Origin of the sequence: Bifidobacterium sp. wkB338 (genome assembly GCF_003688325.1) — a bacterium.
In the GTDB taxonomy this organism is placed as follows: domain Bacteria; phylum Actinomycetota; class Actinomycetes; order Actinomycetales; family Bifidobacteriaceae; genus Bombiscardovia; species Bombiscardovia polysaccharolytica.
The window spans coordinates 49,375-68,487 of the sequence record NZ_NPOR01000022.1 but is presented as its reverse complement, the minus strand read 5'-3'; the positions used below and the strand labels follow the sequence as shown (position 1 = coordinate 68,487).

Genomic DNA, 19,113 nt, shown 5'->3' with positions numbered 1-19,113 from the left:
TATGGGACTTATGGGCGAAACCTCTTTGGCGGGGAGGATTGAGTCAATAAAAACCACCTATTGTTCCCTTCGCTCGACCCTGTGGTCGGCTTCAGTGGGAGTTGAAGTGGCGCTGATGAAAGGTTCTGCGGTAGCGTGTGGGGCTGATGCCGGTGCTGCGTTTGAACACCTTCATGAAGTATTTGTCGTCCTTGTAACCGACGATGGCCCCGATGCTTTCCACTGTGTCGTCGGTCTCCACCAGCAGCGACTTGGCCGCCTCCATGCGGAAGCGTTCGATCTCCTGGGAAATGGTGATGCCGAACTTCTGCCGGTATTTGCGAGACAGGTAGCTCTTGTTGTAGTTGAAGTAGTCGGCGATCTGCCCCAGGCTGATGGGTCCCAGAGCGTGGATGCGGATCCAGTCGCGCACCGGCTGCAGCTCGTGCAGATTCATGGATTGGGTGTGCAGCAGCTGCCTGGTCTGCATAGTCACCTCGTAGAGCACACAGGCCAGGATGGCGTTCAGATAGCGTTGGTCGCCGTGCATCTGGCAGACGTCCAGCAGTTGGTTGGTGATGACGGTGATTCGATCCATGAGCAGATTCTCACTGTAGGCAGGCAGGAGGATGCTCGAAGTCTCATCAACAATGGGGTCATCGCCAGTGCCCTCGACCGGGGTCAGGCCGGGCAGACTGAAATGCATCCAATCGAACTTCAGGCTTTCGGTGATGGTGCGGAATCCCTTGTGCTCCAGTTCGGGCGGGACGATCAGGAAGGTGCCGGGCCCGACCATGTAGCGTGTGTCGCCAATCTGCAGGGGCAGCAAGCCTTGGATGTTGCAGATGATTTCGAAGGTGCTGATGATGCGTCTGCTGTGCTGCCAGCCCGGGTCGCCGATGAAGGTGCCGGCAGAGACCAGCTCGGGCTGGGGATGGCTGTCCTGGTCATAGAACAATGTCATGAAAGTCGACCTCTCATCGGGAAGAATCGGTAAAAATGCTCCACGTATTGTGAATTCTAAGCCACCAGACACGAAATGCACCCCCGTTACCATTGAAGTCAGCATAGGCAGTGGGGCCTAAGCAAGTCAGAAGGAGACGGAACGACTGTGGCAGACCGGACCATACCAGCGCAGGGATTGGTGACCCAGGTGGCTGTAAAGAATCTATACCTCAAAATCATCTACCTTTTCTATAAATTCACCACCATTCCGGGAGCGATGCAATCATGAAACACACGGAGAGCACCTTGGAAGAGGTCAGGGACGACAAGGGCTTCTTCGGACACCCTCGTGCCATCGGGACCCTGGCTCTGGGCAATTTCTGCAACTCGGCCGCCTGGGGCGCCTTCTACGCCCTGATGATCTACTACCTCTACACCCCCTTCTCCAAGGGGCTGGGGTTCTCCCAGGGAGATGCGGCTCTGATGATCGCGGCCATGGGTGCGGCCAACGGACTGCTCAATATCGTGGGTAGCTGGCTGTCCGACAGGGTCCTGGGAATGCGTAAGGCACTGATCCTAGGCAACCTGCTCAAGGCCATAGCCTTCTTCATCCTGGCTATACCGCCGACCAGTCAGGTCTTCGGGCAGACCATGGCCTACATCGCCCTGGTGCTGCTGTCCATGCCCATCATGGGTATGTCCAACGCCTCCCTGACCGGGCAGCTCTACCGCAAGGAGGACGCTCGCAGGCGCGACGCGGCCTTCACCATCCACCAGTTCGCCAACACGGTGGCCGGAATCATCACCCCGGTCGTGGTGGGCCAGATCGGTCTGAGCAACTACCATATCGGCTTCGCTGTGGCAGGGGTCTTCGCTCTTCTCTACGGCGCGGCCATCTTCTTCACCCAGTATCGGTTCTTCGGACCCCTGGGTGAGGCTCCCATCAAGCCCCTGTCGGCCCGGGAGCGCCAGCGGATACTCAAGGGTCTGGTCATCGGGTTGGTTGTGCTGGCGCTGATCATCGCCGCCCTGGTCCTGACCAAGCATTTCAACCTGAATGCCATAATCAACGCCGTCACCACCTTCGCCTTCGTGGTGCCCATCTGCTTCCTGGTCAACCTGTTCACCAAAAAGGACCTGACCGCCCGTGACCACACCCATCTTCAGGCCTTTCTCTGGTTCTTCTTCGCTCAGATCGTCATGGCCCTGGGTGCTACCCTGCTGACCAGCGCCATCGCCATCTTCCTGGACAAGAAGGTCAACCGGGTGATCTTCGGCATCACCATAGCTCCGGGCTCGCTCCAGGTCATCTACATGGTCATGGACCTGATAGCCGGGCCTATTTTCATCTTCCTGTGGACCAAGACTCGTGCCGGGGCAATCCGGACCACTTATAAGTATGGTATGGGACTGCTGGTCACGGCCCTGGCCTTCTTCACGCTGACCATACCCTCCCTGATTCTGGGCGGAAGCGGATCCTCCGGCTACTCCCTGTGGTGGGTGCTGATTTACTACGCCTTTATGGCCCTGTCCGACCAGCTCGTCGGCCCGATCGGCAGTTCTCTGGTCTCCGGGCTTTCTCCTGAGTCCTACGAGACCCAGCTGCAGACGGCATGGAACCAGACCGCAGCCATCGGCAATGCCATTGCCATCATCTTCTTCAAATTCTTCCAGACGGCCGACCAGCAGGTCTATCTCTTCCCCATCGTTGCGGTGGCCTTGGTGGCCGTTGCGCTGGTGCTGACCGTCTTCAGTCGTCACATAGAAAGGCAGATGGCAGCATGAGTCAGCAATTCAATATGAGCGGGCCTATTGACATCAGCCAGGCCAGCGTCGACGACCCCTTCTGGTCAGCCGAGCAGGAGCTGGTCAGAACAGCGGTCCTGCCCTACCAATGGAGGGCCCTCAACGATCAGGTGCCTGGCGCTTCGCCCAGCTACTGCATGCACAACTTCCGCGCTGCCGCCGCGCTCAACAAGAGGCTGAATGGGCAAAAGGGGAGCGGAGACTTCCAGCCGCCGACTTACACCAATCAGGGGTTCCACTGCCTGCCGGAAGACCCGGATCATCCCGATCCGGACAAGTTCTATGGTTACGTTTTCCAGGACACCGACTTCTCCAAATGGGTGGAGGCCGTGGGGTACTCGCTGGCGCATCATCCGGATGCCGAGCTGGAGCGGCTGGCCGACGGGGCCATCGACATCGTCTGTGCGGCCCAGCTGGACAGCGGATACCTGGACACCTACTACATACTCAACGGGATGAACCGGCACTTCACCAATCTCAAGGATCATCATGAGCTCTACTGCCTGGGCCATTTGATAGAAGGTGCCATCGCCTATTACCAGGGCACGGGCAAGACCAAGCTTTTGCATGCGGCCGAGCGGTTCGCCGACTATGTAGCCGCGACCTTCGGGCCGGACGACAATCAGCTGCATGGCTATCCGGGTCATGAGATTGCCGAGATGGCTCTGATCCGCCTGTACGAGACCACCGGAATCAAGCGATATTTGGACCTGGCGGCCTACTTTGTCAATCAGCGGGGAACAAGCCCCCTCTATTTCGAGCAGGAGGATCGGCAGAGGGCAGCCTATGAGCATGCCGACTTCACTATCGACGACAGCAGGCCAGCACCCTATGCCTACTACCAGGCCCATGAGCCGGTGGCTCAGCAACGTCAAGCCGTGGGTCATGCGGTCAGGGCCGGGTATCTGTACGCCGGAGCTGCTGATGTGGCCCGGCTGACCGAGGACCCTGCACTGAATGAGGCGGTGCATGCCCTCTGGCGTGACATTGTTGACAAGAAACTCTACGTCACGGGAGGGGTGGGTGCCGACGCGGATGCAGAATCGCACTCCTACGCCTATGACCTGCCCAACGACACCGGATATTGTGAGACCTGCGCCTCTGTGGCTATGGTCTTCTTCGCCCGAAGAATGCTGCAGCTGGACCCCAGGTCCGAATATGCCGACGTGATGGAGCTGGCCCTCTACAACACAGTGCTTGACGGCATGGCCATGGATGGCAAGAGCTTCTTCTATGGCAATCCCCTCGAGGTCAGGCCGCAGACCAAGCGGAACAAGGATCCCCGTTACAGCTACGTACCCATCGTGCGCAAACGGTGGTTCGGTTGCGCATGCTGCCCGCCCAACCTGGCACGGCTGGTCGAATCGGTGCAGGATTACGCTTACACCTTGGCCGAGGACGGGTCCACGCTCTTTGTGCACCTCTACATCGGCGGCAGGATTCAAGCGGACCTAGGGGAGGGGTCAATCGCACTGCGGGTGCATTCGGAACTGCCCTGGAAGGGTCGAATCAGCCTAGAGGTGGAGGCTTCCGGCGACGGTCAGACCACCCTGGCTCTCCGTCTGCCTTCCTGGGCTGGCGGCGATGCAGCTGCCGATGCGGTGACCGTTCACACAGGCCAAGGTTCCTCGGCTGCCATCAGCCGACGTGTGGAACAGGGGTACCTCTACCTTTCCGGTCCCTGGAAGCAGGGCGATCGGATCGACATCGACTTCGACATGCCAGTGCATGTCGTTGCCGCCAACCCTCTGGTCAGTCAGGATGCAGGCAAGGTGGCGGTGACCAGGGGACCCATAGTCTACTGCGCCGAGGAAAGGGACAATGGGGCCAACCTGCACCTGCTGCATCTGGACGGCAGCGCCTTGTCGGGTGATGCAAGCCGTGTGAAAGTCGAGCCCTTCACCTTCCAGGCCGGGGCGTATCTTGACGATCCTCAGGCCGAGGGCCATGTCGATAAGATCAGCCGCGGCATGGTCAAACTGCGGGTGCCCGCTTGGCGGGAGTCAGCAGAGGGAGCTGATACTGCTCCGCTCTACCGTCAATGGCAACCGGTCCGTCGCATGCCGGCCACAGCCACCCTGATTCCCTATTTCGCCTGGTCCAACCGTGGCGAAAACGAGATGAGGGTTTTCCTGGACGTGGACTGAAGGCCGCCATCCCTCAAGCGTGCTGCGGTTTCTGAGAGCGGTGCAGGGCGGCCAGGACCAGCAGAACCTCCAGGGCGCCGATGATCAACAACAGGATCAGGGCATGCTGGGAGCCGTTGACGGTGCCCAGCCGCCGGTCTGCGACTGCGGCCTGGCCTGCTGCGACGATGGTGGCCGCCAGGCTGCTGCCGATGGCTGCGGCGAACTGTTGGACGGTGTTGAAGATGGCGTTGCCGTCGGCCTGTTGCTCCTGGCTCAGCCGGTGCAGGCCGTTGGTCATGATGTTGCCAAAGCTCAACCCGATGCCCAGCATGAAGAAAATATAGAGAATCAGGATGGCCAGGGCTGTCAGCCGACGGGCGGTCAGGGCAAATCCCAGAAGGCCAATCAGGGCGACACAGCTGCCGCTGATGATGGGAATGCGCGGGCCCAGTTGATCGTAGAGCCTGCCGGAAAGTGGGGCCAGAACAGCTCCGATCGCCGCGCCCGGCAGCACTACCAATCCGGCCTGTAGCGAGGTGCAGCCATCAACCAGCTGCAGGTGGTTGGGCAGGATGAACGAGAGCGCCAGAGCGCTGATCTCGAAGAGGATATAGGCGCCGACGTGCAGGGAGAAGCGCCGGTCTTTGAACAGGCGTACGTCGATGATCGGTTGGGCCTGATGCCGGGCGCGAAGAGTGAACGCTGCCAGGGCGACAATCCCTAGAATCAGAGCTCCGCCGAATCTCCAGGAGAGCCATCCTGCTGAGGCGTTGCTGATGCCGAAGATCAGGCCTGCGAAGCCCAGGACCATCAGGAACACGTCAAGCGGCTCCAAACCGGTCTCTTCCCCGTTCGCCGCAACCGGAACCGAGGGTATGCAGGCCAGGCCCGTCACCAGCGAGATGATCAGTACGGGGATCAGGATGATGAAGACGAAGCGCCATCCGATGGTGGTCGCTATCAGACCGCCGAAGGTGGGGCCGACGGCCGGTCCGATGGCCGTAATCAGGGTGCCCACGCCCATCATGGTGCCGATGCGTTTTGTCGGAACCTCCTGAAGGATGATGTTGAACATCAGAGGCAGGGCGATGCTGGTGCCCAGCCCCTGTATGGCCCTTCCCAGCAGCAGGAGGGGAAAGACCGGAGCCAGTGCGTCGATGATCAGTCCAGTCAGGAAGAGCAGGTTGGCGCACAGAAAGAGGGTTCGACTGCGGAATCGGCGCTTGAGGGCCGCCGAGAGCGGGGTTATGGAGGCGACGACCAGCAGGTAGAGGGTGGTCATCCATTGCACGCTGGAGGTTCCGATGCCGAAATGGCTCATGAGCGCAGGGAAGGTGATGTTCATGGCCGTTTCCACAATCACGCCGCAGAAGGACATGATGCCAGTGGCTACCACGGCGCCTATTACCCTGCGGGGGATTGCTGTACTTTGCTCCTTGGTTCTGCTCATGGGCGAGGTTCCTTTCCGGCTTGGGCGGAGTCATCGGAATTCAAGGCGATGAAATAGGCCAGCACGCGGTCGAAAGCATCTAAATCACGCTGGTTGAACCGGCGATCCATGGCCTTCTGCTGGCTGTCTATATAGTCCCGTACGGCTTTCTGCAGGCCCCGGGCCTTGGCGGTGGGAGCAATGATGCGTTGACGGCCGTCTCTGGGATCCCGTTTGGCGGCAACCAGTCCGCTGGTCTGCATTCGCTGCAGGATTTTTGTCGTTGTGGACGGGCGGATGTCAAACTCCATCTCGATGTCCCGCTGGGTGTGGTCCTGAGACTCGCCCAGGAAGTCGATGATGGACATCTGCGTGCCGGTCAGCCCGTACTGGGCCGCGTAGGCATCCATGGATCGTGACATGAGGTTGGCCGCCCGTTTGATTCGTTTGCCGTAGTCTTCGCTCAAAGGCTCTCCCTTGGATAGATTGTTAGCTACCTAATGAATAATCTCCCGGGTATGGACAAGCGCATGTGTGCGTATATATAGGTTGTCGAAGTAGTCTTCGGAAGGCTCGGCTTTGTTCCTGAGTTTTGCGAGATTCTGCCGGGTAGTAACTTCTGCGGACAGAGGTCAAGTTCAATTCGTCTGCCGTTTTGAGCCTCGATAACTGTTGCTCCTTATTTGAGCGATGGCGGGCCTGTAGGACCCAAGTTGCATTCAGTACAGTTATCCAAATGATCAGTATTTCAGCTGCCGTCGTCGGGCTGGTGCCAAGGCGGCAAGCGATGTGATTCCTGGTCGCGCCACTGTCCCTTTCGAGGTCTATGCGCGGACCGTATTCGCTGACGACACCGGTTTTGCCTATACCGACAAGAAGATGACTCTGAAGCAAGGTGTGGATGTCTGGCAGAAGCACCTTAAGGAATGTAGTAAGCAACAGGGCTTCAACGTACACTGATCTTCTTAAAGTAAATGGGAGCTTTGCCATTGCCTTGTATTGTTTGAGTATGAGACAACGGCATTGCCGTATCGGCAAGGATAAAGCTCCAAGGCTGATGTATGTATTGTCTCCTGGCTTCATGCGTAAGGTCGAAGCCAACGGTTGTTTGCTTAGTCTTGAGTTCGTTTAGAGGTCGTCAGGAGCAACTGTCGTGATTCGTGCGGAAAGGAGGGTACATCGTGGCGAAGCCTGCTGAACACGGCATCGATGTCAATGCTTCTGACTTTTTGATTCACACTCCTTCGGCTATTGCGCGAACGACCTTTTTCTATCCGCTGCGGGTGGGCAAATTCTCCTATGAACCCGGTTATAGGCTGGAGCGGCGATCATTTGACAGTTATCTGATCATCCATATCGATAACGGCAGGCTGACGCTGGATCTGCCTGAAGGCTCATTCGTAGCTGAGGAGGGCCGGTTTGCGCTGGTCAATTGCTATGCGCACCATGCCTACGGCACTGATGTCCCAACGACCGCTCAATGGCTCCACTTCGACGGCGTCATGGCTCGGCCCTACTACGACTACATCATCAGAAAGCTGGGCAATGTCTTCATGCTCTCTTCCGAGACCTACGCCTTGGAACGGATGCGGACCATTACCTCCTTGATGACAGCGGAAAACGGCTATTCGGAAGCGAGGATGTCCAAATACATCACCGACCTGCTCACCGAGTTTGCCGATGAGCAGCCGCGCTCCTTCAGGCGAAAGCAGGAGGAGGTGGTTGAGGACACGATTGCCTATGTGTCCTCCCACTTGTATGAGCCGCTCACCGTCTCCGAGCTGGCTAAACGAGTCTTTCTGAGCGAGTACCACTTCATTCGATTGTTCAAGCAGGAAACCGGCATCACGCCGCATGCCTACCTGGTGGATTCCCGTATACATGCGGTGCAGTATTTGCTGGTAAACACAGGGATGTCCATACGACAGATTTGTCAGCAGTGCGGTTTCACATCCGAATCCTCACTGTGTGCCTCTTTTAAGAAGAGCACGGGCTTGACGCCCATGAAGTATCGCAGACTCAAGCAAGGCGAGTAACTGACACGTATTGATTGTGCTATCGGCTCCAGCGGCTTACCCGTATAAAAGCATTTCTAAAATGCGCGGTTTACCTAATCTCATAGCCTGGCCTTCCACGGATCTGTCCCTCGACATTGGCGGGATCGAAGGTGAACGATAATGCGTTATCGTAATTCGGCACGGAGTGCTTCTGTTAATTGCGTTGCGCAACTTATGCTGCAACGCAATTAACAGAAGCCAATCTGCTGGACGGGCCGCCGGGCCAAGTCAGACCATGTCTAAGCAAAACCACGCTCGTACTTGCCCGGTCAAACTTTCTTTCTGGCTACCATCGAGAAGGTCAGGGGGATCTGAGGCTGATTGTGGGGCATGATCCATCCCTGGAGGTCTGGACTGTACTCAAGCATTGGCAGTGACTGCCAGTCGTCCACATTATGCTCGCCGATGGCCTCTATAGTCAGTCCGGCATCCAGAAGAGCACTGCTTATTTCCTGGAAGTCATGAGCCCAATTGTGATTGGTGGTGTGGGTAATTTGGGGTTTTGTCCCATCTTCGAGCGAGTCGGTTGCTGACGTGTAGCTTTGATCCGTCTCGTAGGTCGTTTCTGTTCCGCCAAAATAATCTTGAACTATCGACATGCCCTCATTGTTCAAGGCGAAAAGCAGTGGATGGTTGTCGCGGATCATGAATATTCCACCGTCTGCTAGAAGAGAGGCGATTGAACAAGCCCAGTCTTTCAGATCGGGAAGCCAAGTGATGGTTCCGCAGCTGGTGACGATTACATCGAACGAGCCTTTCTGATCAGGCATGGCATCGGCAGCGCATCGAGCATCGCTTTGAACATAGGTTATGGATGCTCCGGCCCGTTCAGATAGCTTCCTGGCATAATCCAGCGAGGTGGGAGAAAAATCCAGGCCATATACGTCTCGTGCCCCCAAACGCCACCATGAGATGGTATCAGAGCCTATATGGCATTGCAGATGCAAAAGGTGCAACCCTTTGATGCTGTGTTCTGGAAGATGCGGCTTCAAAACCTCCAGATCGCGCAGGGTTACTGACGACAGGGCCGATGGATCATCCGCAAAAGCGTCAAGGTCTCCATAGCCACCGTTGGCATGCACAACTGCCCTGTCATTCCAGTTGAGGAGATTATCCTCTACATCCTCGTTCTGGTGCATTTGATGAGACATGGCGTTCCTTTCGGATGAGGCTTATCGACAATGATCAAGCCGGTCGATGTTCAAAAACAGGTTTTCAAGTGCAGATTTGTGCAGGTTTGCTAGTCATGCGCGAATATGCAACTTTTTTATTATCCTCAATATCCACTGCGTTGGCAAATACGGGGTGCCTTGGAGCGATTCGCATACTCCAATCGTATTTTAACTTTGAGTTAAGTCTTGCCCAATTATCGATTGCGCTATGGTCCAAATATCAGGTTCTGCCATGGTGTCAATAAGTCTATCGATGCTGTGTCATGAACTATGGGATACAACATCTTATCGGCTACCACTCCATGCAAGCCCCCCCCCCCTGGATTCTTTCGAAAGCGTTGTGCAGGACACAGAGTGCTACGAGTCCAGGCACGGGAAGGGGGATGTAAGCCCTCTCGACAATGAACTTTTCGGTTTCCTTGTCTTGTATACGTGACACCTGAAAATGGGTTGCTCGATAAGCCGCACGACGCAACAGGAAAGAGGAACACGTGAATACCTTGAGCAAGAATCCGGCAAACATGTTCGAGCGACTGGTTCCTGGACATAGTAAGTGTCACCGCCGCATTGAGGATTTGCCCACTGGAGTTGAGCTCTTTGCGGCTGGTCGGTCGGAAGCCGGGCGAGAACAGCTGATGCAGAATACGGCTGGCATGAGAGAATCTAAGCAGAACGGGAACGGAAGGAAACGCACATGTGCGAGTACGGATCGCTGAGCACCAAACAACTTGCCGGGCTCCTGTACTCCATGGGCCGCACCTTTGATGGGCTGCAGTCGACTTTCATGGCCACTGAGGAGTTCCTGCGCACCGGCAATCCCCAGGTCGTCAATTCCAAGGCCGACTACAACCTTCTGCTAGATTTGCGGCAGGCCGCGGACTACACCCTGCACTACGACTATGCTCGCGAGCCGATCGACCTGGCCTACGTGAAGTCCATCAACGCGCAGTTGACAAGGACTGCTGCCATGGAACCAGGCAAGCTGCGCGACGAACGCACCCCCGTCATGGTCAGCACCCCTTTGGGGAGGTACGAGCCACCCGTGCCTGATTCTGCCACCATTGCATCCCTGATAAAAAGCACCGTTGGGGGAGCAACTGGAGAAGACATCCTGGAAGATGCGGTGCGTCTTTTTGCCGGACTGGCCAAGTTGCAGCCATTTGGCGACGGCAATAAGAGGACTGCGCTGCTCGCCGGCAATGGGCTGCTGATCGCGCATGGCGACCGGCATCCGCTCACTGTGCCCACCAGTGATAAGGACAGGACCTGGTTCAACCGGGAGCTGGCCGCTTATTATCTCAACAGCGATCAGACGATCATTCGTCACTTGGCCAAGTGGAACAGGCAGCATGTATTGCAGGCTGAGCATTGGGATAACAGGGACGATATGTCATCCTCAGATGGACGTCCCTGACCTGTAACGCCCCTCGCTTTGGGCTGGTAATGGTCAAACGAGCACAGTGATCAGCACATGGTGTTAGTCAGGCATGACCTCGTCGACTGCTCTGACTTCGGTGGCATACCCGGCAGCTGTATCAGCCAGACCGCGTATAAGCTCGACTAGCGGCACCGAAACCTCCTCCAATGTACATGTGCGGAAGCTAGTAGCGGGGGATACCCGTTGGCGATTCGCCAGAATATGGAAAGCCTTAGGGTTGGGAAATGGTTGCGGAGAGCAAGGCCAAGTACTTCCTTATGCCTGAACCTTTAGGGTGCCCCGGATGCGATTCGAACGCACGACACCTTCTTTAGGAGAGAAGTGCTCTATCCCCTGAGCTACCGGGGCAACGGAAACTACTGTACCACGAAGTGGGACTTGGGCAGGTCGCTGGTGTGCGGGCTAGCACCGTTCCCTTTCTGGAGAAGTTAGGTTCATATACCCGTCCGCCATATGGTCGTGGTTTACAATTGCTCAACGGTCGAGCTGACTGTGTGTTCCTTGGAAGGGGACCGGGTCGGCGATGATTTTCTGGAGGAGACCATGGCGAGATTCAGACAGTCCTTCCTGGTGAGGCACGTCTTTGGGTGGGTGGCCAGGCTGCTGGCGTTGGCCAGCTTGCTGGCTCTGGCGGCGCGTGCCTGTCCGGCATGGCTGTCGTCGATCCCATATTTGCCGGATCTGGCCGCTCTGACGCCCTGGTTCATCCTCTTGGGTCTGTTGGCCCTGCTCCTGGCTCTGATGTCTTCACGATGGTTCACGGCTTTGGTTCTTATCGCCGCCTTGGCCTTGAATGTCTACTGGCAGTATCCCTTCTACCAGGAAGGACCCGAGCTCAATGGCCAAGCTGATCAGCTCGTAGCTCTTGAGCATCCCGACCGATACGACGATGTGGCCCGGGTCATGACGCTGAACGTCTACAAAGGACAGGCCGATGCCGATCAGGTAGTCAAGACTGTCAGCGACAACCGGGTCGAGGTGCTGGCTCTGCAAGAGGTCAGCAAGGATTTTGTGGACCGTCTGCACAAGGCCGGCATCGACCGCTATCTGCCCCACGAGCAGCTTTCCACATCTTCGAAGGAATACGCCAACGGTCTTTGGACGGCCGCGCCAATGCAGTCGCCCTCAAGGGACGACGTGGGATCTCGCTCCTCCATGATGCCGGCGGCCAGCATCGACTTCGGCAGAGGCAAGACCAGCGTCAGATTTGTCTCGGTCCATACCACCTCGCCGCAACCTGGCAGTTGGAATGCCTGGCGACGCAGCGTGTCCGACCTGGGAAAGCTGCGAAACCACGAGCACACCCGATACGTGCTGATGGGAGACTTCAACGCAACTTATGACCATGCGGTCTTCCGAGACATGTTAGGGGAGCGGTTCAGCGATGGGGCACGTCAGGCCGGGCATGGCATGAGCATGACCTGGCCGGCTGACAGGGCCCCATTGCCCAGGTTGGCGGCCATCGATCATGTTGTGGTGGACCGTGACATCAGAGCTAATCAGCTGCAGGCCGTACCTATTGCAGGTTCGGATCATGCAGCCCTGCTGGCCACGGTGATGGTGGAGTAGGGAACTTCAGGCATCCAAGTTGGATTGTGTGCCAGCCTGGGCTCCGGCGCTGGCCTGCTCCTGCTGGGCGGCATCGAGCTTGGCTCGCACCTGGCCTAGCAGCTCCTGGGCTCGCTTGGCCAAAGCCTCGCCGATTTCCCATTGACGCATGGAGGCATCCAGGTCCAGGCCGCCGGCCTCCAGAGCTTGAACCGCCTGGATCAGCTGGTCTCGGGCCTGCTCATAGGGCAGTTTGGCGATGGTATCGCGTTCCTTCTGGCTCAAGGCCGAAGCCAGTACAGGTTGTTCCTCGCTCTGCTCCTTGGTCTGCGCCTCGTCGGTGTCGCTCATGCCTGCTCCTCTTCTTATCTGGTGAGTTGATCAAATTCCTCAATACTGTGGATGATTATTGCGGACGATTATATGTGACTGACCTCGTGGAATCGGTCACTGCCCGTTGACGACCTTGGTCTCGATTCGGCCCTCTTTGACGGTCAAAGTCAGATCCTGATCGGCCTGAACCTGCTGGGGGCTGATGATCACCTTCCCGTCCAGGGCCTGCACGACTGCGTATCCGCGGTCCAGCGTGGATTGGGGGGAGAGAGCGGTCAGCGAGGACTGGAGCTTCTCCACGGTCAAGGAGGCATCGTCCACGATCCGCCGCAGGGCAATGTCCAGGCGAACCAAGGATTCGTCAACCAACCGCTGGGGCTTGTCCAGCATGGTCTGCGGTTTGGTCAGGCTGGGGCGGTTGGCATATCCCTCAATCAAACGCGTCTCGCCTTGGACCATATTTTCGATACGCGCGTTTATGCGCATTCGGGCCTCCTGGATGATTCCCTCCTGCTCGACCAGGTCGGGCACCACTCGCTTGGCTGCATCAGTAGGGGTGGAGGCGCGCAGATCCGCCGCCAGATCGATAAGGGTCCAGTCGTCCTCGTGGCCGATGGCCGAGACGATGGGGGTGACGCATGCTGCCGTGGCCCGGACTACCGACTCGTCCGAAAATCCGAGCAGATCCTCGAAGCTGCCGCCGCCCCTGGCTACGATGATCACATCCACAGCAGGATCAGCATCCAGCTTTTGGATGGCCTCGACCACCTCGGGCGGGCACTGGGGACCCTGAACGTGGGCGTGCACCACGGAGAATTCGATAGTGGGCCAGCGCAGACGGGCGTTGGTGATCACATCCCCCTCGGCTCTGGCCTTCGGTGCGCAGATCAGGCCGATGCGCCGGGGGAATTCGGGCAGAGGAACCTTGTTCTCCGCATCGAAGAGTCCCTCGCCCTTGAGCTTGCGCCTGAGCTGATCGATCTGCTCCTTTAAATCCCCGGTGCCTACACGTTTGATCCGGTCGGCCATGAAGCTCAAACGGGTCTGTTTGATCCACAGGTCGGGCCGCCCGTGCACCACCACACGGTCGCCCTGGCGGAATTCCCTGGCTTGGGTGGCGAAGGCACGGAAGCCCATGACGTTGATAGAGATGTCCTCGAAGTTGTCGCGCAGGGTCAGATAGGCGGAACCGGTCCGGCGGGTATTGATCTCCACGATCTGGCCCTCCACCCAGGCTCCGGGCCAGCGGGCCACTGCGTCGTGGTACTTCTGACTGAGCACACTGACGGGCCAGGGGTCTTCCTCGGTGGTATCTCGTGCCAGGCGGGGCAGCTGATCCAAGGGCTTGGGGGCCAGTCCTGACGATGCTGGTCCAGCAGGTGCGCCCATTGATCCCTGCATGCTCGAACCCATGTATGCTCGCACCTGATGCCTCCTGACCTTCGATTCCGCCAGCCCGACCAACTCATCTGGCATAGCCTGTACAAGGCGGTATTCGGGTTGGTCGGAGAAGGAAATGTTCTTTCAGGGTCTCTCAATACGGGGACAATTCCATATACTCTGCAAGTCCTCTACAGGTCCTCTGCCGGCTGCTCCTGAGTCGATTTCGCCGAGGGCACAGCGGCATTTTCCCACTTGCAAGGAGGCTGGGACCGAGGGGAAAGCGTGGAGGGCAAAGGTTGCAACCAATGCTTGGATGCAGCTGCACTAGTCTATGGTTTGCCTGTACCGGCAGCAGTTTTGCTGGCGACTGTGTCAAAGGTGACAGTCTTGATTCCCCGATATTGCAAAAGTTATTCACGCTCTGGCGGTAGCATAAATAAAGCAAGCCGGATATGATGTGGTGTCTGCTTTTCAACCCCATCATGCGGCGGTCTCACGGATTGAGGTTGTTTCATGTCTGATGGCGTCGACATAGCGGGTCGATATAAGGGCACAGGACCGCGGGATCTCCTGCGTGTGGGTTTGGACATCGGTTCCACCACAGTCAAGGCCGTGGTTCTTGGCACAGGGGACAGGCTGGATCAGGCGCTTTTCAGCGACTATCGCCGCCACCACGCCAATGTGCGGCAGTGCGTGGCGGAACTGGTCACGGATATCAAGCTTTCCCTGTCACGGGTTGGTCTGGCCGGCAATCCCATCAGCCTGGTGATCACCGGCTCGGGCGGGTTGGAACTGGCCAGCCAGCTTCAGGCCGAGTTCGCCCAGGAGGTCATCGCCGAGACCGAGGCCATCAACGCCACCTATCCCGAAGGGGATGTGATTATCGAGCTGGGCGGCGAGGATGCCAAGATCACTTACCTGAAGCCTACTCCGGAGCAGCGGATGAACGGATCCTGCGCAGGAGGGACCGGAGCCTTCATCGATCAGATGGCGACTCTGCTCAACACCGATGCTTCAGGCCTGAACGATATGGCCTCCAAATACAAGACCATTTATCCCATCGCATCGCGTTGCGGGGTCTTCGCCAAGTCCGACCTGCAGCCCCTGATCAACGATGGAGCCGCCAAGGAGGACCTGGCCGCGTCAATCTTCAACGCCGTTGCCACACAGACTATATCCGGGCTGGCCTGCGGACGTCCCATCCGCGGCAACGTGATCTTCTTGGGTGGGCCCCTCTTCTTTATGAGCGAGCTGAGGGAAGCCTTCAAGCGGATCCTCCAGGACAGGGTCAGCCGCTATATCATCCCTGAAAACGCGCACCTCTATGTGGCCTATGGCGCTGCCATCATGGCTGGTCGTCAGGAGCAGGACGACCAGGATAATGCAGCGCAGGTCAAGACCGACTACTCGCCAGAAACCGATGTGAACGACCCCTTCGGTCCGGCTTGGGGGCTGGACCAGGCGGAGGTCGACAAGGCGCGGTCCGAAAAGGCTTCGAGCCTGGACAAGATGGCTCTGCAGGATGCCATGCAGGACGGCCGCACCACTACCTTGGTGGACGGTGAGAATAAGGTTCCGGCGACAGAAACCGCCAAAAATGCCATCCAAAATCAAGAGATGAACTTTGATCTGACATCGCTGGATGGCGTCCTCTCAGCCCTGAAGGGCCTGGAGAACATGCCATCCACGGCCAGAACGATACGCCCGCTCTTCCTGAACGAAGACGAGCGCAAGGAGTTCAACGACCGGCATGGTGCCGAGATCATCCCCACCGGGGATCTGTCTGGGGCCAAGGGGCCGCACTTCCTGGGCATTGATGCGGGCAGCACCACCATCAAGGCCGTCCTGATCAACGACGACAAGACCATCGTCTGGTCCACCTACGGAGTGCATAAGGACAGTCCGCTGATCGCCGCCGCCAACATCGTCAAGGAGGTCAGGAAGTCCCTGCCGGAGGGTGCCTATATCGCCCGTGCCTGCGCAACCGGATATGGTGAGGGCCTGGTCAAGGCCGGCCTGCATGTTGACGAGGGTGTGGTCGAAACCATGGCCCACTATCGTGCAGCTGAGGAGATCAGCCCCGGCGTTACCTCGGTCATCGACATCGGCGGGCAGGATATGAAGTACATCGCCGTCAACGATGGGGTCATCGATTCGATTTGCGTCAACGAGGCTTGCTCGGCCGGCTGCGGATCCTTCCTGCAGACTTTCGCCCAGTCCATGGGCATCAGTATCCAGGAGTTCACCAAGCAGGCGCTGGCCTCCGAAGCCCCTACTGATTTGGGCTCCCGCTGCACAGTCTTCATGAACTCCTCGGTCAAGCAGGCTCAGAAGGAGGGCGCTTCCCCGGAGGACATCGCCGCCGGGCTCTGCTACTCGGTGGTCAGGAACGCCCTCTACAAGGTCATCAAACTGCGTGATGCCAATGCCCTTGGGCCGGTGGTCGTGGTCCAGGGAGGGACCTTCCTCAATGATGCTGTTTTGCGGGCCTTTGAGCTCCTGACCGGTCGCAAGGTGACCAGGCCCAATATCGCTGGGCTCATGGGAGCCTATGGCGCTGCGCTGACGGCCCGTATGCACTGCCCACAGAATGAAGAAATCGCGGATTTTGCTGCAGTCAGCTCCCAGATGGCCCACCCTTCAGTGAACGTGGTCGACGGGGGAAAGTCCGTGGGCAGCACGCCCACTACCCCTAATATGGCTCCGGCTTCCACCACGTCAAGGTTGTCGCCGGCCGCCGCCAACAAGATTGGCGCAAACGCCTCGGCCAACGTTGCCTCCAAGAACGACAAGAGCTTCAAGACGACCCTGCCTGGTCTGAAAGTGGAGAACGGCCATGTGGTCAGCTCCATACTGGCAGGGGACGATCTGGATAACCTCTCCATGACCACCACCCACGATGTCTGCAAGCTCTGCCAGAACCACTGCAAGCTGACCATCACCGAATTCGAGGATGGCGGCCGCTATGTGACCGGGAATCGCTGCGAACGTGGCGGAGACAAGAACAGGAAGCGCTCCGACAGGCCCAACCTCTACGACTTCAAGTACAAGCGGGCCTTCGCCTACCGTCGGCTGACCCCGGACAAGGCCACCAGGGGCGATATCGGCATCCCCCGTGTGCTCAACATGTATGAGGACTACCCCTTCTGGTTCACCCTGCTGACCTCACTGGGCTTCCGGGTCATGATCTCTGGGCGGTCCAATCACGAGCTCTTCGAGAGCGGGATGGAGTCCATCGCCTCCGAGAACATCTGCTACCCGGCCAAGCTGGTCCACGGGCACATTCACTCCCTGGTCGACAAGGGCATCAAGACCATTTTCTATCCCTGCGTCACCTATGAGCAGGAGCTGGTTCCCGATACGGACAACCACTACAACTGCCCCATCGTGGCCAACTACCCGGTGGTGATCGAGGCCAACATGGCCGAGCTCAAGGAGAACGGCGTCCGCTTCATGCGGCCCTACTTCAACCTGTCCAACAAGGAGAAGATGGTCGAGCGGATCGTCAAGGTCTTCGACTGGGCCAAGGTGAGCGAGGAAGAGGCCCGGACGGCTGTCCAGGAAGCCTACCGTGAGGATGCCCGGTTCAAGGAGGACGTCCGCCAGGAGGGGCTTCGTGCCCTGGCCTACATGCAGGAATACGGGGTCAAGGGCGTGGTCCTGTCGGGTCGCCCATACCATGTGGACCCCGAGGTCAACCACGGCATTCCCGAGACCATCTGCTCCCTGGGCATGGCCGTGCTTTCAGAGGATTCGATCTGCGAGCTGGACGTGCATAAACTGCCCAAGCTGAGCGACTACATCATTCCGGCGGCGGGGGAGCGGGCCCTGGCCTCCAACAATCCCACGGCCGCCAAGTTCCGCAAGACCGTGCCGGGCTTTGGTGACGACCATCAGAAGATGCCTCTGAGGGTGACCGACCAGTGGGCCTACCACTCCAGGCTCTATTCAGCAGCCAGGTTCGTCTCCGAGTATCCTGACCTGCAGTTGGTCCAGCTGGTCAGCTTCGGATGCGGCGTGGATGCCATCACCACCGACCAGGTCCAGGAGATCCTGGCCGACAAGGGCGATGTCTACACGCAGCTGAAGATCGACGAGGTCTCCAACCTGGGTGCAGCCAAGATCCGTCTGCGCTCGCTGAAGGCCGCCATGGACGAACGCCACCAGCGGGATCTGAACCAGGAGGACAGCGAAGACCAGAAGGAAGTCCCAGCCAAGGAGCAGGCGCCTGCCAAGGTCGCGGCCAAGGATAATGTCATGGTCGAGAATGTTGACACATCGACTGACCTGGTTCAGGCGGAGGCGCAGGCGAAGAAATCATCCGACTCTCAAGATTCGCGAGACCTTGCCAGCCATATTGAAGCAGTGGATGCGGATGCGACTGACAAGCCGGAATCGGGCGGATTCCGGTCTACCAATGCACAGAAGATCAACCTGTCCCAGCGCAAGGCCGACATTGCGGCTATGGCCCGGTTTGTGGCTCTGCACGACAAGAGCGACCAGGGTCTGATAGGCCTCCATCCCATGGGCATCAGGCCCATCCGGGAGACTATGGCCTCAAAGCAGAAGGAGCAGGAAGCCGACAACCAGGGCAAAAATGTTCAGGCTAGCGGAGCCGCTGCCAAGCCGACCCTGTCCAAGTACGCCACTGAGCATCGCTTCACCAAGGAAATGGGGCATAAATTCACAGTGGTAGCGCCGCAGATGTCTCCGGTGCACTTCTCCCTCCTGGAGGCGGTCTTCTCCAGTGCCGACTACCACTTCGAGCTCCTGAAGCATGCCACGGCAGAAGACATCAACACCGGGGTTAAGTACGTCAACAACGATGCCTGCTTCCCTGCCATCATCGTGGTGGGGCAGCTGGTCAACGCCTTCCTGTCCGGCAGATTCGACC

The 19,113-nt window shown here is 58.1% G+C and carries 11 protein-coding genes, 1 tRNA gene and 1 pseudogene; 6 read left to right on the top strand and 7 right to left on the bottom strand.

The genetic code is table 11. The features are described from left to right. Nucleotides 1-91: 91 nt before the first annotated feature. Nucleotides 92-943, bottom strand: a complete 852-nt coding sequence (locus CI603_RS04940) for an AraC family transcriptional regulator (protein WP_183122248.1) — start codon at nucleotides 941-943, stop codon at nucleotides 92-94. Between the two features lie 266 nt (nucleotides 944-1,209). Here CI603_RS04940 and CI603_RS04935 point away from each other — a divergent pair, with 266 nt between their 5' ends. Together CI603_RS04935 and CI603_RS04930 are read left to right on the top strand one after the other, a co-directional pair. Next, complete coding sequence (locus CI603_RS04935; RefSeq protein ID WP_046322601.1) at nucleotides 1,210-2,709, top strand: oligopeptide:H+ symporter; 1,500 nt, start codon at nucleotides 1,210-1,212, stop codon at nucleotides 2,707-2,709. Then, nucleotides 2,706-4,877, top strand: coding sequence for a glycoside hydrolase family 127 protein (locus CI603_RS04930; protein ID WP_121913269.1), 2,172 nt, complete (start codon nucleotides 2,706-2,708; stop codon nucleotides 4,875-4,877). The genes CI603_RS04935 and CI603_RS04930 overlap by 4 nt, the downstream gene beginning before the upstream one ends. 13 nt (nucleotides 4,878-4,890) lie before the next feature. On the opposite strand, the gene CI603_RS04925 is transcribed toward CI603_RS04930, so the two are convergent. After that, complete coding sequence (locus CI603_RS04925) at nucleotides 4,891-6,309, bottom strand: DHA2 family efflux MFS transporter permease subunit (protein WP_121913268.1); 1,419 nt, start codon at nucleotides 6,307-6,309, stop codon at nucleotides 4,891-4,893. Continuing rightward, nucleotides 6,306-6,755, bottom strand: coding sequence for a MarR family winged helix-turn-helix transcriptional regulator (locus CI603_RS04920; RefSeq protein ID WP_121913267.1), 450 nt, complete (start codon nucleotides 6,753-6,755; stop codon nucleotides 6,306-6,308). Before CI603_RS04920 ends, CI603_RS04925 begins: the two co-directional genes overlap by 4 nt. A gap of 714 nt (nucleotides 6,756-7,469) precedes the next feature. On the opposite strand from CI603_RS04920, the gene CI603_RS04915 reads away from it, so the two are divergent. Continuing rightward, nucleotides 7,470-8,324 carry an AraC family transcriptional regulator gene (locus CI603_RS04915; RefSeq protein ID WP_046322609.1) on the top strand — a complete coding sequence of 285 codons (855 nt, stop codon included), beginning with the start codon at nucleotides 7,470-7,472 and terminating at the stop codon, nucleotides 8,322-8,324. Between the two features lie 290 nt (nucleotides 8,325-8,614). Here the strand turns inward: CI603_RS04915 and CI603_RS04910 are convergent, their stop codons facing one another. After that, nucleotides 8,615-9,496 (bottom strand): bifunctional 2-polyprenyl-6-hydroxyphenol methylase/3-demethylubiquinol 3-O-methyltransferase UbiG, encoded by an 882-nt coding sequence (locus tag CI603_RS04910; RefSeq protein WP_220702260.1) that lies wholly within the window; start codon nucleotides 9,494-9,496, stop codon nucleotides 8,615-8,617. Between the two features lie 715 nt (nucleotides 9,497-10,211). Between CI603_RS04910 and CI603_RS04900 the strand changes: the two genes are divergently transcribed. Then, nucleotides 10,212-10,931 (top strand): Fic family protein, encoded by a 720-nt coding sequence (locus CI603_RS04900; RefSeq protein ID WP_259465478.1) that lies wholly within the window; start codon nucleotides 10,212-10,214, stop codon nucleotides 10,929-10,931. Nucleotides 10,932-11,230: 299 nt separating this feature from the next. Here CI603_RS04900 and CI603_RS04895 read toward each other — a convergent pair. Then, a tRNA-Arg gene (locus CI603_RS04895) sits at nucleotides 11,231-11,303 on the bottom strand. A 195-nt stretch (nucleotides 11,304-11,498) separates the two neighbouring features. On the opposite strand from CI603_RS04895, the gene CI603_RS04890 reads away from it, so the two are divergent. Next, nucleotides 11,499-12,524, top strand: a complete 1,026-nt coding sequence (locus CI603_RS04890) for an endonuclease/exonuclease/phosphatase family protein (protein WP_183122247.1) — start codon at nucleotides 11,499-11,501, stop codon at nucleotides 12,522-12,524. Nucleotides 12,525-12,530: 6 nt separating this feature from the next. Here CI603_RS04890 and CI603_RS04885 read toward each other — a convergent pair whose 3' ends face one another. Together CI603_RS04885 and xseA are read right to left on the bottom strand one after the other, a co-directional pair. After that, nucleotides 12,531-12,854: an exodeoxyribonuclease VII small subunit gene (locus CI603_RS04885; RefSeq protein ID WP_046322615.1), complete on the bottom strand. Its 324-nt coding sequence runs from the start codon at nucleotides 12,852-12,854 to the stop codon at nucleotides 12,531-12,533. 96 nt (nucleotides 12,855-12,950) lie between these two features. Then, entirely contained in the window at nucleotides 12,951-14,237 is a 1,287-nt protein-coding gene (gene xseA / locus CI603_RS04880; RefSeq protein ID WP_395947971.1) for an exodeoxyribonuclease VII large subunit, read from the bottom strand. 495 nt (nucleotides 14,238-14,732) lie between these two features. Between xseA and CI603_RS04875 the strand changes: the two are divergent. Next, nucleotides 14,733-18,389 (top strand): annotated as a pseudogene (locus CI603_RS04875) (acyl-CoA dehydratase activase-related protein); the annotation flags it as partial. Nucleotides 18,390-19,113 lie beyond the last annotated feature (724 nt).